Below are 17,873 nucleotides of genomic sequence, written 5' to 3' on the forward strand. Positions count from 1 at the left end.
GAGCACACCTACGATAAATCCTGTTTTGCTTCTAAACGACGCACTCACTTGACTTCACCGTTTCAAGGTGATCAGAGAACAATATCTGAAGTGATTGAAAGATTTAGAAAAATCAAGCTTCACAACAAAAATTTTTTACTAGCTAAGTCGCACTATAAAGACTAAAATCAGGTTTAGTTCATATGGAATAGCGTCCATATGATTGATACCGTAATTGACATATAGAGTGCCGTCCCATTTTTGTGAGGCGGCCTTTTATTTGGGAGTCATAAAATGTCAGAAAACAATTCTATCTACATCTCAAGCTTAGATATGAACCGAATCACAGCCTTGTTGGATAAAATGCCAAACATCGCAGCGGAGCTTGTGGAATTAGAAGCAGAGCTCGACCGAGCAACAGTTCTTGAGCCAGAACAAATGCCAGATAACGTGGTCACGATGAACTCGACTGTAGAGTTTAAATTTTCAGGTGAAGATAGAACCATGACAAAGACACTGGTTTACCCTTCTGAACTGAAAAGCAGTGATGATATCTCTATTTTTGCGCCCGTAGGCAGCGCACTGATCGGTTTGTCTGTTGGTCAAAAACTTGAATGGCCAATGCCAAATAATCAAGTGAAGACAATTGAAATTGTCGATATCACCTACCAGCCTGAGCGTTGTGGTGCACTAAACCGCTAACCCTCAGTAGTCCCGGTGCAAAGGCCTCCATTTAAGACTTTGCACCAGGAGAGCCCCTCGCTTACCCCCTATTTCCTTCTTTGTTTTCCAAGCATTTACTTTGCAGCTCTTAAGTAACATCACCGATTCTTTATTATTTACCGCATATTCAATACTTATATCTCCAAGCTCAATCATAGAAATTGCAAAGTATTTTTCGTATATTGTCGCTCCGAAAACGACGTAAATTATGCGCAAAATGGAAGAATATCTAACTCGAATTGCCTGCTTAGAAAAAGAAAATGAAGAGCTGAAGCGGAAGAATGCGCGACTACAAGAAAAGTTGAATGCTGCACTCGACAGTAATGGACTGTGTTTGTGGGAGCAGCATATTCCTTCAGGTACTTTGACGATATTCAATATTCAGTGGGGCAAAATGCTAGGTTATCAGCCCCATGAGTTAACCGCGACGGTTGAAACGTGGAAAAACAATCTCCACCCTGAAGATTACGATCTTGCGGTGGGTGCATTTGAAGATCACCTAGCAGGCAAGACCGACCTTTATGAGGTAGTGCATCGCATGATTCATAAAGACGGCAGTGATAGCTGGGTCTACGATCGAGGGCGCATCGTCGAGTATGGTTCTGATGGCGAACCACTACGGATGATGGGTACTCATATCGATATTACAAAAGAAAAGCGTTATGAGCAGCAACTGGCCAAGTTGGCTTCGAGTGATCCATTGACTGGATTGTTAAATAGAAAAGCAATTGAGGAAAACTTTAATCATCAACCTCAAACCGAACCGTCTCAGCAGTCTGCTTTAGTGTTTGTTGATATAGATAATTTTAAAGCAGTTAACGACCAGCTAGGCCATCATACTGGCGACACCCTCCTCATCAATATCGCCAATAGCTTAACAGAGCTTGCGTCAAGCAAGTCTCAAGTTGGACGCATAGGAGGCGATGAATTTGTTATCTTAAACTGGCATTCAAGTCGAGAGGAAATATCCCAACTTTGCAATCAACTCTTAGATTCAATCATTCCAGCGATAAATCAAGACTTACATAAAGTAACGATAGGAATGAGTATCGGTGTTTGTCTCTTTAACAAAGGAAAGCAACCGTTTAATGAAGTGTATCAAAAAGCCGATCACGCAATGTATGAGATAAAGAAAAATGGCAAAAATGGAGTACAATTTTTCAACTTAAAAAGTTGATATCTCTCCATAAATCATCATGTTATGAAATCAGTCATTTGCTACAACTTGAACTAACTAAAGATAAATTCTTTATATCTAAGCCAGTTACCGAAATTACCCCTAGGTACTCATAAATTTGGCACGATACAAATAAATCCCCTCCTCTCCTAGCATCAACCCAATAAGCAACTACACTCATTTAACTGATAGATTAATTACTACTATTATGAAGGGAGTTGTTTTTGATGGATACAAAACAGATTTCTACAGCTATCAAAATATTAGCTCTTTCTGTATTAGTAGTTACTTATTTAAAGTTGACAACAGTATCAAATGCTATCCACAAACCTACAACAATCGGTATATCTAAGACGCCTCTGTCAGCCCCTTTTATCATTGCAGAGCACATAGGTGCGTTTGAAGAAAACGATTTAAACGTCGAACTTATCATGTGCTTTGGAGGGGTCGAATGTTCAAACCTACTTCTAGAAAACCATGTTAATTACGCCACTTTTTCTGAAAGCGTACTGATGTTTAAAAGCTTTGAATACAAAGATTTAGCATTAATCACTTCTTTTGCATCTTCTACGAATGATATTAAGCTGCTAACTAAAAAGCGGTCTGGTATAGAAAGTATAGATAAATTACCAGGAAAAAAGGTTGGTGTAATAAAAAAGAGCGCTAGCGAGTATTACTTAGACTTGTTGCTACAGGTAAATGACATTGATTTAGAAAAAGTAGAAAAAATATCATCAACAACGCAGGTTATTATAAATCATTTAATACAAGGAAACGTCGATGCAATATCTACTTGGGAGCCATACGGATTTATGGCCAAGAATAGAATAAATGAAGAAGTAAAGAACATAGGAATTATTGGCGTGTATAAACTTTACTTTTTGCTTGTATCAAAAGAAATACACATTGAAAAATCAGATAAAGAAGTAATGAAAATAATAAAGTCACTTCATCACTCAATTAACTGGATGGATAAAAACCCTCATTTAACAATGAAAATACTATCACAAAAACTTAACACAACAGTTGAAGAAATATCTTGGAGTTGGGATGATTATAACTTTCGATTAAATTTAACGAATTCTTTATTATTTACATTACAATCAGAAGCTAATTGGGCATTAAAACAAAACTATGTAGAAGGACAGATTCCAAATTACAGAAAAATATTTAAAGAAAACTATATCAATTCATATTTTGATGGTCTAGATTAAAATGCATCGTTCGTTAAACCACTATTTAGCATCACTATTCAGTCTAAGCGTAATACTATGTATCAGCGTTATAGTATACATAAGCTTCATAAAAATAGAAGATTATAAAGCCAAGAAACAATTAAACCAAATAATGGACATACAAATATCATTAGAGTCATTAAGTAGTTATCTTTGGGCTTACACTCAAAATAGGGGAAAAAACAATTTCACACAATTCATGATTTCTCATAACAAATTAAACGAATTATTATCTCAAAATGAAGATATTTTATACCTTACTAAAGACCTAAAAAAAATGAATCTCGAACTGTATTTTTTAGTTCAATACGAAAATAATCATTTACTAGACAAAGATCGCCATTATGATTCAGTCGTAAATTATAATAAATCAAATCCTGTCATACAATCCAGAATAAACATTGTATCCCAGGATATGAATAATGAAATAATATATATTTATAAAAAAATACTTAATAATAAGTCTACAAAACTACAAAATTTAAATTATTACACTCAAGCAGGTATTATTTTTATCTCTCTGGTTGTTATGCTATTATGCTTTTATATAAAAATAAAGTTCAAGAGAAGCTTTCAAAGGTTTATAAATGGAATAAAACAATTAAGCAGGTCAAATTTTGACTATAAAATCCCTTCAGAAAATCAATTCACGGAATTTGAAAATCTGTCTTGTTACTTCAATAAAATGGCGGCATTGTTAAACCACACAACAATATCAAAATCAAAACTTAAAGAAGAAGTAGAGAATCAAACTTCAGTTCTAAATCGTCAAAAAGAAAGTTTGGTATTTTTGTCTGAGCACGACTCCTTAACTAATATCTACAATCGTCGAGCAATAGAAAAACATTTGATCCAGCTTACGCGTAATTTCAGAGGCAGTGAGAATAGTTTTAGTTTGTTTTTTATAGATTTAAATTTATTTAAGGATATTAACGATAGCCATGGCCATGAGGCAGGTGATGCAGTGTTAAAATCTGTAGCTAGTAGATTATCAAGTATTATCGACGAATCAGACATGGTAGGCCGCTTTGGTGGAGATGAATTTATTATTATTCATCGTTCACACACAACAGGTACGTCTCTGTCTGCATGTGCACTACGCTATATCCAAGAAATAGAAAAAGTAATTCATTTTAAAGGTAAAGAGTTATGCGTCGGAGCTAGCATTGGTATTGCACTCTATCCTGAGCATGGGTCGAATGTACATGAATTATTAACAGCGGCAGACAAGTCTATGTATCAGTCAAAACGTTCTAAAGCTAGCTCGTTCACTATTGTCGACAACAGCAGTTCGCTGTTAAAGAGGCCTATGTTTTAATCTAAAGTAGCTGTGGAAACGTTCTACATGCGAATATTCAACGACATCGACCACTGTGGCCACTTACAGTAATAAAGCCGCTTTTATCACATAGCAAAAGCTAAACTCGTAAGCTAAACGCTCTCCAGGCATTGAAGAAAAATAATCCATTGTGAATGGTTAATCCTCCCCCTTTTAAACGTCAACTTTCACCACCATATGATAGTTAAGATTCATTAACAGGCTATAACTATCCTATGTCTTTTCCTCGTTTATCTGTTCTGGATTTGGCACCCGTGTCCGACGGAACAAACTTCACCGAAACGTTCGAACGCTCCGTTGAATTAGCTCAATCAATCGAGTCCTGGGGCTATCATCGGTTTTGGATGGCTGAACACCATAACATGCCCGACATCGCCAGTGCCGCACCAGTGTATTACTCAGTCATATTGGAGCGCACACGAACTCGATCCGTTTAGGATCAGGTGGAATCATGTTACCTAACCATGCACCACTAGTTATTGCAGAGCAATTCGGAACGTTAGAGGCATTATACCCTGGTCGTATTGACCTCGGATTAGGACGCGCACCAGGCACCGACTACCAAACAATGCATGCATTAAGGCGGGAACCAGAGCATATGGATCCTGACTTTGAAGAGCTGTTGGAGGAACTTAATTTCTTTCTTGGTCCCGTATCTCGAAATCAACCAGTCGCGGCTTATCAGGTAACAACACATCTCTGCCGATTTGGCTTCTGGGGTCGAGTACATACAGCGCACGTTTAGCAGCTAAGAGAGGCTTACCTTTCGCATTTGCTGCACACTTTGCTCCAGATGCAATGTCTCGTGCTCTAAACTTTTATCGAGATGAGTTTGTCCCATCCGAGCATTTAGCTCAACCCTATGTGATGATTTGTGCCAACGTTATCGTAGCGGATACTCAGTCACATGCAGATTTTCTCGCGACAACAGAGAAGCAAAAATTCTTAAAAATGATTCGCGGCAATCGCGAAAAACTTCGCGCACCAGTGAAAAGTATGGCACCACTATGGTCAGCACAGGAAAAGCTTCACGTTGAAACTCAATTACGTGAATCTATCCATGGTGATCAAACATATGTAAGACAGAAAATTGAGAAACTTTTGGAACGCACTGGGGCAGATGAAATTGTGGTAAACACGATGGTGTTTGAACAATCTGAGAAGTTGAGATCCTACAGGTTACTATCGGAACTCATGGACAAGTAAAAGAATGGAGGCGCCTCCCGGAGTCGAACCGAGGTCCACGGATTTGCAATCCGCTGCATAGCCACTCTGCCAAGGCGCCTTTCTGATTTTTTATCTCTGTTACCAAAGATTTTGATGGTGCCCCGGGCCGGACTTGAACCGGCACAGCGCGAACGCCGAGGGATTTTAAATCCCTTGTGTCTACCAATTCCACCACCAGGGCAACGCAATCATGCGATGGGTTAGACACCATCTATCTCGCGACCTTTGCCGTGAGAACGAGGCGTACTTTAACGGATTAATTTATCTGGTCAACAAAAAATTAGTCTTTTTTATTCAAATGGTTAAAAAGACGACTCTAACGAACAAAGGGCGATCATTTTGCTTATTTGATCATCAATACGCTTTGCTTTCGTGCCTTTTAACCTTCTCATTTTATATCAATGAAGAGCCAACAAATCGCGCAAGTTAACAGTATGGGTATAAACTTAACGTGTATTTCAGAGAACAAAATAGCGCTCATCATGTTTCGAAAACCATCATTTCACTTACCCTTACATGCCGACTCCGAACTCGACTTCGTAGTGCCCCACTTCTTCCTTACTGAATTTGATTATGCACGCTCTCTGGAGCAGGGAGTCATCGACGACTTGGATCCTGAATATACACACCAATATCGCGTCACACTGAGGCGCATACGCTCACTATGCTCACTACTTCGCGAACTGATCCCTCCTTTTGAACAGCGTATTTTGAAACCTCATTTAAGAATAATGATGAAGAAAACAAATAAGCTGCGTGATTTGGACGTATTTATCTTGGACAAAAACCAATACATTGAAATGCTCCCAAATCACAAATCGTCTCTTGAGCAACTTTTTTGCTTTATAGAATCTGAACGTGCTTACGAACAAGCAAAAGTTACGCGTTGGCTAGATACACAAGAATACACAACGCACTGCACTTTGATCAGGAATAGTATGTTGCGAAGTACGCAACACGAACCAGTGGATAGCAACGTACCTGCGTTACTTTTCGCAAGCCAAAAAATCTCCGTTCAATTTAAAAAAGTTGATAAAGCACGACGCAAAATCTCGGACAAAAGTCGTGACAGCGTGATTCATTCGATGCGGATAAAGTGCAAAGCGCTTCGTTATTTGTTAGAAGGATTTTCCACGCTCTATCCTTCCCAACAGCACAAAAACAACGTGAAACAACTAAAACTATTGCAAGACAAGCTCGGTGACTTTAACGACACTTCAAGTCAAATTGAATTTTTCGCACAACTCAAAGAAACAGCAAATCTCAATAAACAAGATCGTAAGGCTTTGAAAAAGCTAATTAACGTGCTTAGCGAACATCATGAACTCTCTCGCCAAACCATCTTGACGCATTTAAGCCAGTTTGAGTCTTTCATTCGCGATTCCAATACACAAAATCTCTACCGACCCTAAATCAAGGTTCACGTATTCTTAATATTCATTAATTACAGTCAATCGTTGGGCTCCATTAAGAAAGATAACGTGAAACCATTAAAACGATACCAATACGAGCGCTATGCGGTGCTTTGTAATCTCGCCTACCCTCGCGTCTTCAGACAAACTCAATATGGATTCGATCCTAATGGGCAACGAGTCATTAGAAATGAACACGGTAAGATTATGATTCGCGTGCTCTGGAGTAAAAAACAGAGTGAAGTGGTCGTAGTGATTAAAGGCTCACACAGTATCAGTGATTGGTTGTTGAACTTCGCGATGTGGACGAGAAGCTGTCGAAGGTTGGGACTAAACTATCGCATTCACGCGGGTTTCTATCATCTGTTGTTCCAAGAAAGTTTACCGAGCCGGAATGAAGATCGGTTAGGGTTGACCGTGATCGAACGCCTCGAAGGTATCGTTGTACCACTTATTCTCAGGGGAAAAAGAATCACTATTACTGGCCACTCTTCAGGTGGCGCGATTGGCAGTGTTTTTGCTGACTATATTGAGAAAAAATACCCCAAAAGCATTAAACGCGTGGTCACTTTCGGACAGCCCGCTGTCGGAGATTGGACGTTTAAGAAACGCTACCGTTTGGGGCACAAAACATACAGGATTTGTTGCGACATCGACATCGTGACCTTTATGCCGCCCGTACCTTTTTTGTATTGGCATGTAGGCAAAATGCTATGGTTATATAACGGGAGAATATACGAGAACACCCCAACGCTCATACGGCTTGGGCGCTCCTTATTTAGTTGGTTAATGCGACCGTTCTCTTATCACTTTATGAGTAAATACATTCGCGACAAAGACTTTTTTGATGAACGCTGAGTTAAACATCCGAAAGGTATGACGTACAGACACCAAAAAGCCGGACTTCGCCGGCTTTACGATTAAGTGGTGATCTACAGAGAGGCGATTTCTTTTTCAAGTTGATATTTGTTATCTGTGACAATTCGCTCTAACACTTCAACACGTCGCTTCAAGTCACCAATTTGCTTGTTAAGGTTATCTTGTTCTTCTCGGCTCATCGTATTACGTTCAGATATCTCCAACGCTCTTACTTCTTTACGATGGTTCAAGATTAACTTTATTATCCCGCCCCCAAATATGGCACCGAACACAATAGCCACAACCAATACATCAGCAATAGATTCCATTCTTTATCTTCCTCTAGATTATGCTCAACTATAAGTTACTCATTTGTCGAATGAATATCAAATAACACATTGATTCATTGAAGAGTTTTATCAAGAATTGCCTACTCTGTATCAAAATCACAGGAATGGATTATTCAACGCCAACCCAAACCGAGACAGATCCGCCGTTTACTGGGAACTCAGCCCAACCATTCGCATCAGTCCAAACTTCTTCAGTTCGGAGACCCAACTTGTCTACGTAGCGAGCACTTGGTTTACCCGTATACATCCACTTCGAGCCGCCAGGTCCATCACTCATGATCACGGCCATTGAATGTGGATGCTTTGCATCACCTTCTCGAGTCCAACCAATTACGTCCCAGTGGTCGAGATAAGAATGTTGTTTGCCATACGCATAATCTTTACGCAGTGTTACTAGCTCTTCAATGTAAGGCACTTTGACCATATTGATGTCATGCCCTTTATCACTGTACTGCGCGCCGTAGTAATCTGCATAAAACACGGATGGATAACCTTCTTCACGCAATAAGATAAACGCGTACGCGAGCGGCTTAAACCACCAATCAACCGTCGACTCCAAAGCCTGCAAAGGTTGAGTGTCATGGTTTTCTACTAAGGTAACCGCTTTGACTGAATTGTCCTTCATCAGCGTACCATCCATGATTTGACGCATATCGTAGCTACCACCCGATTTAGACGCATTGTAGAAGTTCATATGTAACGGTGCATCGAATAGAGACATGCTGCCAGAAGTTTTGGTGATAAAGTTATGCAGCTGATTCACATCGTAGTTCCAGTACTCTCCGACCGTGAAAAGTTCTTTCCCTGTTTTCCAACGTAGGTGATCAATCCATTCTTGCAGGTATTGATATTTGATGTGCTTCACCGCGTCCATTCTAAACCCATCCACACCCGTCATGTTGATATACCACTCGCCCCAGTCTTTCAGCTCTTGCTTCACTTCAGGGTGATCCATGTCTAGATCAGCGTACATAAGGTAATCGTAGTTGCCTTTTTCCGAGCTCACTTCCCAATCCCATGCCTTACCCTCACCTTTGAATTTGAAGATAGCTTTTTCTTCGCCAGCATCGTCCCAGTCCACGCCATCAAAGTGGTACCACGTCCAATGAAAGTTTGAGTACTTATCGTTGCGCCCAGGGAAATCAAACTCTACCCACGCTTCAATCCATTTGTCGCCGAGCTCAATATTTCGGTTGTTCCAATCGACTCGCTTGGTGTCGACCCAGGATTTACCATCCGCACCGCCACGGTGGTTAAACACTACATCACCATAAATCTGGATATTGTTTTTATGGGCAGCATTGATGGCGCTTAGGTACTGATCTTTGGTGCCATACTTGGTTCGCACCGATCCTTTTTGATCAAACTCCCCCAAGTCATACATATCGTAAACGCCATAACCGACGTCGTTGCTGCCACCAGCACCTTTATAGGCGGGCGGTAGCCATAACGCGGTGAAGCCGTTGTCCGATAGTGCCGGCGCGTTGTTTTCAACTTGTGTCCAGAGTGCACCGTCATTTGGCACATACCAATGGAAGTACTGCATCATGGTGCCATTTTGTGCCGCCATTACAGGCGAACTGAGCAGCAAAGTTAAGGGTAAAAGTGTAGGTTTAAGGTTGAATGTTTTCATTATTTTTCTCTCACGTTAAGGACTAGAATCCTCCTTTCTGCATATACGCACCAAGCGATGCTAACTATGACGCTAGCTAGGTTGCTGCCTGTAATACAAAAAGTTCGGATTACAATCGAAGAGAAACTATCACCAATCACACTATACAATTATTGAGTTGTCTAACATTTATAAAATCAATGATTAGCGCGTTAAAAATATTGAATGGTGATCAAAACATGGGAGACTTTAGGAAAGCGCGAAGGGTTACGAAAAGGTGGACTAAAAACGAAAAAAGCCAGTCATTTAAGACTGGCTTTCGAAATAGTGGAGGCGCCTCCCGGAGTCGAACCGAGGTCCACGGATTTGCAATCCGCTGCATAGCCACTCTGCCAAGGCGCCTTTCTGATTTTTTATCTCTGTTACCAAAGATTTTGATGGTGCCCCGGGCCGGACTTGAACCGGCACAGCGCGAACGCCGAGGGATTTTAAATCCCTTGTGTCTACCAATTCCACCACCAGGGCAACGCAATCATGCGATGGGTTAGACACCATCTGTCTCAGCGACCTTTGCCGTGAGAACGAGGCGTACTTTAACGGATTAATTTATCTGGTCAACAAAAAATATTCTATTTATCAACTGACTGGAGATAAATCCACCTATTTGTATAAATTAATACCAGAAATGTCGATTCCTATCCCCTTTTTGTACTAGCAATTCGTTGCCTGAAAACATATCGTAAACGCATACTTCTGCTAGTTTATAAATCAGACATTTACAATAAGTAAAATATTCTTTATTCGCTAACTTTTAACCTCAATAAATACAACTCATTTTATATCAACCTATTGCAAACAAATGGGCTCATTTCTTTTAACTAAACTCATACTATTTCTCCTACTCTCCATTAATAATCAACTTTTTTTACTACTATGCCAAAGTCTGTGCTTTCTATAGTTTGAATTGTTAAACAACGAATGCAATTGAACAGATAGGGGCGAGTAAATGACTAAAATATTTTTTACTCTTCGTAGATTCGTGATAACGCTAACGGTTATGAGCCTATCGATCCCTTTCTATGTCCGTGCGAACACCTTGACCATGGGGTTAGCAGGTCAAATTAAAGATCGTTGTGAGATTACTTTTTTATCAGGCAATGTGATGACCTTTTCTGAGCAGAAGACGCAATCATTGCCCTTCTCACTATATTGCAATCGCCCTTTGGGGATCACCATCAATTCTCAATATGGTGGCCTTAAATATGAACATCAGGGCGTTGAATTAATTGAAAATTACGAATTATCGTTGCAAGTCGATGAGCTTCGATTAAATGAAAGTCGACTTAGTAGACAATTGCTTTCGCCCGCAATGATAGACAGCTCTGGTGTTATTCCTTTTACTCAACGAGGAGTACTTAGGGTAACGCTCGAAAATAACTTGCTTTATGCGGGTTATTATCATGACGTTATTGAAATTGAAGTATACCCTTCAATTCATAGCGTAACAAAGTAGGAACTCTGCAAATAACTGCAGAGCAATATACGCTCAGCCGTAATTGAGCCAACAATCAAAAGTGAAAGGAATTTCTTATGAAAAAGCTAACACTCTGTGCAGCTGCTGTAACCGCTATTTTTGGTGCTAACGCTTACGCCGCTCCAGGTGACGTTCAGTTAGTTGGTTATGTATCACCTGTTTGTGAAGTGACTGGCCTTGCCACACAGTTAATTGACTTTGGTAACGTCTCAACAATTCAAAGCGTTAGTGTAGGTGGTCTGGAATTGAAATGTAATGATGCAGATGGTGCGACCGTTACCATGACCAGTGCGGAAGGTGGTTTGGAGTCGGATGATAATGAAGACTTTGCTCTAAAATATGACGCAACATTTAACCCTGCTGGCGGTTTAGCATCCTTTACATTGAACGCACCGGGTGGCCCTGGTCTAAACGATGTTTCAGCTTCTCAATCTTATGGTGGTTCAGGCAATTTGGCTACTGGTGTAGGTGCATCAATTGACATTGTTACTACCGAGACATCTCCTTGGGCTGGTGGCTACTCTGACACATTAACTGTGAATATCACCTCAAACTAAACGTACAGAATGAGGGGGCGTATTTCGCCTCCTCCTTTATTGTCATGTAAGATTTTTTTGATGGAGCTCACTGCTATGATTCGTTGGTTCACATTTTTCTTTTTGTCGTTTACGTGTATGTTCGCACATGCTTTTAAAGTAGAACCGATGTCTGCCGAGATGGCACCATTAGGGAAACGTGCTCAAATGACGATGCGGGTGGAGAATACCTCTACTGTGCCATTGACGGTAGAACTACAACCCTATTTCATGACCATGGATGAATATGGTAACGAGACCATTGTGCCTGCGGATGAAGAATTATTGGTCATACCCGTCACTGCCATTATAGAACCAGGCCGGGCACAATCAGTTATGATTCGTTACTTAGGCGATCCATCCATCACTGAATCTAAAGCGTATCGGGTTGCGGTTAAACAAGTTAAAGTGGAACGAGCCAGCAGCAATCAAGGCCAAGTGAGTTTACTTCTTCGATTCAACACGCTCATCAATGTTCGTCCGCAAAACACCTCGCCCCAGTTTTCCGTCACAAGTATAAAACAAAACGACAAAGACAATTGGGTTCTAGATGTGCTGAATAGCGGCAACAGTTACGGACGATTAACCAACACGACGTGGAAAGTATCCGATGGCACTCAATCTACTTATTTAAAAGGAAATGAAATTTCACAACGTATCTCAGGGACGTTAGTATTGCCCCACTCCAAACGTTCTTTTGAAATGTTGCCACTCGAGAACTTCAACATTCGTACACTATCAATTGATATTGAACAGGAGGAGTAACGATGCAATGGCGTTTATTAGCCGGAGTGATAGTGTGCTTTATATATACTCAAGCGTTTGGAATTACACTCTCCCCCACGGTCATTGAGCTAAATACGGATCATCAACTAACTTCGCAGTTGGTAGTTTCCAACAACTCAACCAAAACGCTCGCACTTGAAGCCAACGTTCGACGTTTGACATTTGCGCCTAATGGTACGTTTGAAACGTCTACGTCTAGCTCACCAAATGAAGACATTTTGGTGTTTCCGCCCGCAGCAATGCTCGCGCCCGGAAAGCGTCAAACATTTAGAATACAATGGCTAAGTAAAGTGCCTCTCGAAATGTCGCAAAGTTACTTTATCCGCTTTAGCACCGCCGATATAAATCGAAGCAGTACTCAAGTTGAAAAGGTGAATGGTTTGTCTACTGGGATTAATCTACAGATCCACTACAATGCACTGTTACACGTTCACTCGTCTTCTCTTCAACCGGACATAAAGTTACATATTGGTGAACATGGTAGTTTAACGCTCACTAACACCGGGAATCGATTTACCTTCACTTCATTACTCAGGTTCGACAACCTTCCTGATGATATTAATCAGACCGTGCATAAGGCGCTGGGTGAGCAGTTTGTTCCGCCTCATTCTACTATTACTGTACATTCTTCTTCGATTCAATTACCCGTTGGCATATATCATGGTTATGAAAACTGACATTTTTAAGATCATGCGCACGTTGGTTACGCCCACTTTCATGTGCTGCTTGGTTCTATTCATAATAAATTCTGCTGCCCACAGCCAAGAAATGGTGCTTAATCCAACTGGCCGAGATATTAAACTCACCTCTTTACTAAGGGTCAGTGATACTATATTAGGTGAAGCAGACATCACCATTACGGCAGACAACCAAATTTTATTACCCAAAGAGGACACCCTGTCTCTCCTAACGTCAGTTGTGACACAAGAGGTAATAAATGCGCTTAAAGAATCCAGTGGTGATGACATATTGTCTCAACAGCACTTCGCACAAACAGGGGTAAGTTTAACCTTTGATTTTGCTTCATTAGAATGTGTCTTGACAATCCCACCACAGTCCAGCCTGACACAGAATTTATCTATGAGCGAAGCGGGAAATTTATATAATTATGCGAAGCCAAGCCTTTTGAGTGGCTATGTGAATGTGTCGCTTTCCGCCAATGAAAGTCAATTTGTCGACGAAGACTCTGCTCGAGAAAGCCTATATCGCAGTCGATTCGACTCAGCATTCAATCTAAGCATGCTTAATTTTGAATATGAATCCTTTATAGAAAATGGTTCTCTAACCGGTTCAAGCTACATTAGAGAAGGCACACGCCTTAATATCGATTACCCCCAACAAGGTACTCGAGTAGTAATAGGCGATATGTACAACAGTGGTCAAGCTTTTCAAGATGGAACAGACATTTTGGGAGTTGGCGTGACGCGTGACTTCACTCTTATACCCACCAAAAATGTACGCCCTCGTGCAAGTCAATCATTCACACTCCAGCGCACGTCTAATGTCGATGTGTATATCGATGGCATCCCTGTACAAAGATTAACCCTTGGTGCGGGCAGTTATAATCTCAGTGATATTCCACTAGCACAAGGAAACAATGATATTGAGCTCGTTATTACTGATCGTTCAGGAAATGAAGAACGCATTGAATTTTCGATTGCGACCGGTAATGATTTATTAAACAGTGGCGAATTCGAATACAGTATCATGTATGGCGTTCCATCAGAAATCCAAAATAAACAATTAGAATACCTCACGGATGAACGTATTTTTCACGGTTATCTCGATGTTGGTGTCTCACCTTGGTTAACCTTAGGAGTTAATTCTCAAGTGCGTGAAAACCTATACCAATATGGTGCTAGCGCACTTTTCGCTTCTAAACTAGGCATTACTGAATTAAACGCTTCACACAGTGATCATCCGATTTATGGTCGCGGTGACGCTTATAAAGTAGCATTCGATGCCGAATTTTCTAAATCAAACTCACTAGAGCCACAGTTAAGCCTCAGTTATGAATATTTAAGCAATAGCTTCAGTGGAATATCGGCATATGAAGCATCAAGCAGTGATATTAATTTAACGACTCATTATGCTAGTGCTTTTGGATCCATCTATCTTTCACGTTCATTACGCGCGGCTGTTACTCTAAATTATCGAGCTGGCGTTGATAAAAAAAACGACTATTGGATTGTAAGCCCCAGCCTATCTGCAAGATTATTCGATACACCCGCCACGTGGAGCGCTCGTGTTAATTATAAGAATAACGAGAGGGGGAGCGATGACATTAGCACGACTCTCACCTTAAGTTGGCCACTCAGCAAACAAACACGTGTCGTTGGTCGTTATTCAACAGAACTCAATGAAAGTGCCTTAGATTATAGTTATCAAAATAATATTGGAAGCACTGGCGGCGTTTCTGCATTTGCCAGTGCCATTAATAACAAAGAGACTGACGCGGATGTTAATCTTGGGGTTAACTATACGGCAAACCGCTATGAATTAAGCGCGAGTCACACCTCTCGCCTTGAGAGCATCAGTGATAATACGAGAAATCATAGCACCGATCTTAAGCTTAGTAGTGCGGTGGCATTTGCAGGGTCATCAGTGACAATAGGAAGACCCGTTAGAGAAGCGTTTGCCATCATTAATAAACATGAAAGCCTTGCAGAGAACGACATTGCCATCGACCCTACCCGAGACGGTAAGCAAGCACGCGTCTATCTCTATGAAGACTCTTCTGCGTTGGTTCCTGACCTTGTGGCCTATAGCAGCCAAGTGATCGGATACGACGTGGAAAACTTACCACCCGGTTACGATCTCGGAGAAGGCGCTTTTTGGGTTAAACCTGGCTATAAAAAAGGATTCCAACTGCAAATTGGTTCTGATGCGGTATTAACCGTCATTGGTAAACTGTTCGATCGTCAAAGTAACAGCCCTATTTCACTTGTTGCGGGCTTTGCGCAGTACCTTGGTAAAACACAGCAACAACCAATTGAATTCTTTACAAACCGTAGTGGTGTTTTTGCGATTTCTGGATTAAAACCGGGGCAATACAAACTCGTTCTTGACACTAAAGAACAAGAGTCAGTAGTTATTAATCTTAGTGAACGAAGTGACACCTTGATCAGATTAGGAGAGTTATATGTCGATTAAACAACTAAAGCGGAGCGCGTTGTTCTTGCTACCATTGGCTAATATACCTTCTGTTTGGGCTTGTGAAGCTAACTCTCTGTCTATCCAACCAGTATCAACACAAGCAAAATACGATGTCTTCAATAACAGCAGTTTTGCAACAACCAATACCTATCGTGTGAGTGCAAATATTATTGGTGAGGGCTGCAAACTGAACTTAGTTTTACAGCTTGACGATACAAGTAAATCATTGAAAAGTAGCCGTCAAGATTCGCTCTTTTTCGAGTGGAGTGGGCAATCAGGTAACACAATAGCTAATCAATGGCGCTTTACTTTGACCGAGAACCAACCTGCTGCAACCGTACAAATGCGCTTTCCCGCTAAACAATGGTTAACGTCAGGGATCTATCGAGGCGTATTAGAAGTTGCTACGTCATATGCACAAATAGACGGCAAAATAGAAATAAGTCCTACTTTGCTTCCTGTCACTGTGGATGTACCACCAGCAGCGAAAATTCATTTTTACGGATTATCACAACCACATTATGACCTTGACTTAGGAACGTTACACTCAAACAAAGTAATCAATTCATCGCCTAACCTATGGGTTCAAAGTAACTCTGCCTATGCGGTTGTTTTGGAGTCATCAAATCATGGTGCATTACGCCACGAATCACATGAACCCAAGTGGGATATTCCCTATCAAATTATCTTCGACAACGACTACGTCAATCTTACACAATTTAGTGTACGTATCCCACGTCACGCTGCTACGACTGGTCAACCTATTCCTCTGATCTTTGTTATTGGTAACGCAGAAGAAAAACCTGGAGGTCAATACGAAGACACATTGCAGATATCAATCGAACCTAATTTATCCCAACAGCCATAAAGCGATACATATATCAAAATATGAATACCACATTGGCAAACTTCCGCGTTGTTACCTAGAATTGACTAATCTATAAGTGAGCACAATAAAAAACGGAAATTATAACTATGAGTTATGTAGAACAAGAACATAATTGTAATCGGGCTATAAAGCATATACTTTTGATAGGCGATGACGGGATTAGCAACCAATTTATAATACAAGAAATAAACAAAAGTGGCTATTTTTCTTTTGAAAGAAAATGCTTACAAGAAATTAATAAATCTACTAAGACCATCAGCTCTGATCTCGTTCTTATTAGTTATCTAACCTTAGAAAAGGTTATCGATATCCAAGTAACGTTATCACAGGTATTATCCAATAAATGGATAATTTATGATTTTCCTAAAGAAATTGGAGAAATGATAGTAGCAGAAACACAATTAATGTATCTCATAGATTTGAAAGGGATTATCTACCAGGATGCACCTATAGAGCACTTTACGCGTTGTTTAAAAAGCGTAATTGATGGTGATCTGTGGCTGCCAAGAAAAGTAATGACAGAGATGATAACCGACATTCGTCCTTATGCACTACAGCTGCAAGCGAAACAGACTCATTTAACCAAGAGAGAGATTCAAATATTTAAACTTGTCATCAAAGGCGCATCCAATCGTGAGATATCTGAAGATTTATTTATCGCTGAATGTACCGTTAAAACACATGTTTACAACATATATAAAAAATTAAAAGTAAATAACCGTAAGGAAGCCATTCAAAAGGCAAGCTTTATTTATGATAAAATTTTATTTACCCAGTATCATCACTAACCTTTTCATTGCTTGCAAACTAAATTCACGGTGAAAACATCTAATTCATCTATCAGTTCTTTGATAGTAACTATTCACCCGCGAGCTGGCTTTGTTGCTTAAATCGATGGAACTAAATCAAGAAGCTACGATCTGATCGGCTACACCCATTAATCATCGTAGCCTCATGCCTAAACCTCGTTACAAAACAACTAACTGGACGCAGTACAACAAAGCCTTAATAAACCGTGGTT

The 17,873-nt window shown here is 40.4% G+C and carries 18 protein-coding genes and 4 tRNA genes; 16 read left to right on the forward strand and 6 right to left on the reverse strand.

The annotated features are described in order from the left end of the window. Window positions 1–273: 273 nt before the first annotated feature. The 7 genes from rnk (at window position 274) to R7E78_RS31175 (ending at window position 5,659) form a co-directional block, all read left to right on the forward strand. Complete coding sequence (gene rnk / locus R7E78_RS05875; protein WP_005376048.1) at window positions 274–681, forward strand: nucleoside diphosphate kinase regulator; 408 nt, start codon at window positions 274–276, stop codon at window positions 679–681. A gap of 238 nt (window positions 682–919) precedes the next feature. Then, window positions 920–1,879: a GGDEF domain-containing protein gene (locus R7E78_RS05880; RefSeq protein WP_318057759.1), complete on the forward strand. Its 960-nt coding sequence runs from the start codon at window positions 920–922 to the stop codon at window positions 1,877–1,879. Window positions 1,880–2,106: 227 nt separating this feature from the next. After that, the gene (locus tag R7E78_RS05885) at window positions 2,107–3,093 is read left to right on the forward strand and encodes an ABC transporter substrate-binding protein (RefSeq protein ID WP_318057757.1); all 987 of its coding nucleotides are present in this window, start codon (window positions 2,107–2,109) and stop codon (window positions 3,091–3,093) included. Window positions 3,094–3,226: 133 nt separating this feature from the next. Next, window positions 3,227–4,432: a GGDEF domain-containing protein gene (locus R7E78_RS05890; RefSeq protein WP_230850617.1), complete on the forward strand. Its 1,206-nt coding sequence runs from the start codon at window positions 3,227–3,229 to the stop codon at window positions 4,430–4,432. A 236-nt stretch (window positions 4,433–4,668) separates the two neighbouring features. Then, window positions 4,669–4,890, forward strand: coding sequence for an LLM class flavin-dependent oxidoreductase (locus R7E78_RS31165; RefSeq protein WP_411913749.1), 222 nt, complete (start codon window positions 4,669–4,671; stop codon window positions 4,888–4,890). Next, the gene (locus R7E78_RS31170; protein ID WP_411913750.1) at window positions 4,881–5,198 is read left to right on the forward strand and encodes an LLM class flavin-dependent oxidoreductase; all 318 of its coding nucleotides are present in this window, start codon (window positions 4,881–4,883) and stop codon (window positions 5,196–5,198) included. The genes R7E78_RS31165 and R7E78_RS31170 overlap by 10 nt, the downstream gene beginning before the upstream one ends. Next, window positions 5,168–5,659, forward strand: coding sequence for an LLM class flavin-dependent oxidoreductase (locus tag R7E78_RS31175; RefSeq protein WP_411913751.1), 492 nt, complete (start codon window positions 5,168–5,170; stop codon window positions 5,657–5,659). The genes R7E78_RS31170 and R7E78_RS31175 overlap by 31 nt, the downstream gene beginning before the upstream one ends. 5 nt (window positions 5,660–5,664) lie before the next feature. Here the strand turns inward: R7E78_RS31175 and R7E78_RS05900 are convergent. Both R7E78_RS05900 and R7E78_RS05905 read right to left on the reverse strand, forming a co-directional pair. Next, window positions 5,665–5,738, reverse strand: a tRNA-Cys gene (locus tag R7E78_RS05900). Between the two features lie 36 nt (window positions 5,739–5,774). Beyond that, a tRNA-Leu gene (locus R7E78_RS05905) sits at window positions 5,775–5,861 on the reverse strand. A 301-nt stretch (window positions 5,862–6,162) separates the two neighbouring features. Between R7E78_RS05905 and R7E78_RS05910 the strand changes: the two genes are divergently transcribed. Then, window positions 6,163–7,092 (forward strand): CHAD domain-containing protein, encoded by a 930-nt coding sequence (locus R7E78_RS05910; protein WP_021707732.1) that lies wholly within the window; start codon window positions 6,163–6,165, stop codon window positions 7,090–7,092. A gap of 69 nt (window positions 7,093–7,161) precedes the next feature. Next, entirely contained in the window at window positions 7,162–7,950 is a 789-nt protein-coding gene (locus tag R7E78_RS05915) for a lipase family protein (RefSeq protein WP_005375991.1), read from the forward strand. 74 nt (window positions 7,951–8,024) lie between these two features. On the opposite strand, the gene R7E78_RS05920 is transcribed toward R7E78_RS05915, so the two are convergent. The 4 genes from R7E78_RS05920 to R7E78_RS05935 all read right to left on the reverse strand — a co-directional run bounded on the left by R7E78_RS05920 (window position 8,025) and on the right by R7E78_RS05935 (window position 10,437). Continuing rightward, on the reverse strand, window positions 8,025–8,279 hold the full coding sequence (locus R7E78_RS05920; RefSeq protein WP_005375990.1) for a hypothetical protein: 255 nt from the start codon (window positions 8,277–8,279) through the stop codon (window positions 8,025–8,027). A 130-nt stretch (window positions 8,280–8,409) separates the two neighbouring features. Then, on the reverse strand, window positions 8,410–9,933 hold the full coding sequence (gene amyS, locus R7E78_RS05925; RefSeq protein WP_225477815.1) for an alpha-amylase: 1,524 nt from the start codon (window positions 9,931–9,933) through the stop codon (window positions 8,410–8,412). A gap of 307 nt (window positions 9,934–10,240) precedes the next feature. Continuing rightward, window positions 10,241–10,314: transfer RNA gene (locus R7E78_RS05930), tRNA-Cys, on the reverse strand. Between the two features lie 36 nt (window positions 10,315–10,350). Beyond that, window positions 10,351–10,437, reverse strand: a tRNA-Leu gene (locus tag R7E78_RS05935). A gap of 481 nt (window positions 10,438–10,918) precedes the next feature. Here R7E78_RS05935 and R7E78_RS05940 point away from each other — a divergent pair. The 7 genes from R7E78_RS05940 (at window position 10,919) to R7E78_RS05970 (ending at window position 17,640) form a co-directional block, all read left to right on the forward strand. Beyond that, entirely contained in the window at window positions 10,919–11,425 is a 507-nt protein-coding gene (locus R7E78_RS05940; RefSeq protein ID WP_225492135.1) for a hypothetical protein, read from the forward strand. A 77-nt stretch (window positions 11,426–11,502) separates the two neighbouring features. After that, window positions 11,503–12,003, forward strand: a complete 501-nt coding sequence (locus tag R7E78_RS05945) for a hypothetical protein (protein ID WP_169644000.1) — start codon at window positions 11,503–11,505, stop codon at window positions 12,001–12,003. 75 nt (window positions 12,004–12,078) lie between these two features. After that, complete coding sequence (locus R7E78_RS05950) at window positions 12,079–12,786, forward strand: molecular chaperone (RefSeq protein ID WP_169643998.1); 708 nt, start codon at window positions 12,079–12,081, stop codon at window positions 12,784–12,786. A gap of 2 nt (window positions 12,787–12,788) precedes the next feature. Beyond that, on the forward strand, window positions 12,789–13,484 hold the full coding sequence (locus tag R7E78_RS05955; RefSeq protein WP_169643996.1) for a fimbria/pilus periplasmic chaperone: 696 nt from the start codon (window positions 12,789–12,791) through the stop codon (window positions 13,482–13,484). A 91-nt stretch (window positions 13,485–13,575) separates the two neighbouring features. Further along, on the forward strand, window positions 13,576–15,960 hold the full coding sequence (locus R7E78_RS05960) for a fimbria/pilus outer membrane usher protein (protein ID WP_169644015.1): 2,385 nt from the start codon (window positions 13,576–13,578) through the stop codon (window positions 15,958–15,960). Next, on the forward strand, window positions 15,950–16,831 hold the full coding sequence (locus tag R7E78_RS05965; RefSeq protein WP_169643994.1) for a hypothetical protein: 882 nt from the start codon (window positions 15,950–15,952) through the stop codon (window positions 16,829–16,831). The genes R7E78_RS05960 and R7E78_RS05965 overlap by 11 nt, the downstream gene beginning before the upstream one ends. A 107-nt stretch (window positions 16,832–16,938) precedes the next feature. Next, on the forward strand, window positions 16,939–17,640 hold the full coding sequence (locus tag R7E78_RS05970) for a response regulator transcription factor (RefSeq protein ID WP_169643992.1): 702 nt from the start codon (window positions 16,939–16,941) through the stop codon (window positions 17,638–17,640). The last annotated feature ends 233 nt before the right edge of the window (window positions 17,641–17,873 follow it).

Source organism: Vibrio sp. YT-19(2023), from assembly GCF_033337395.1.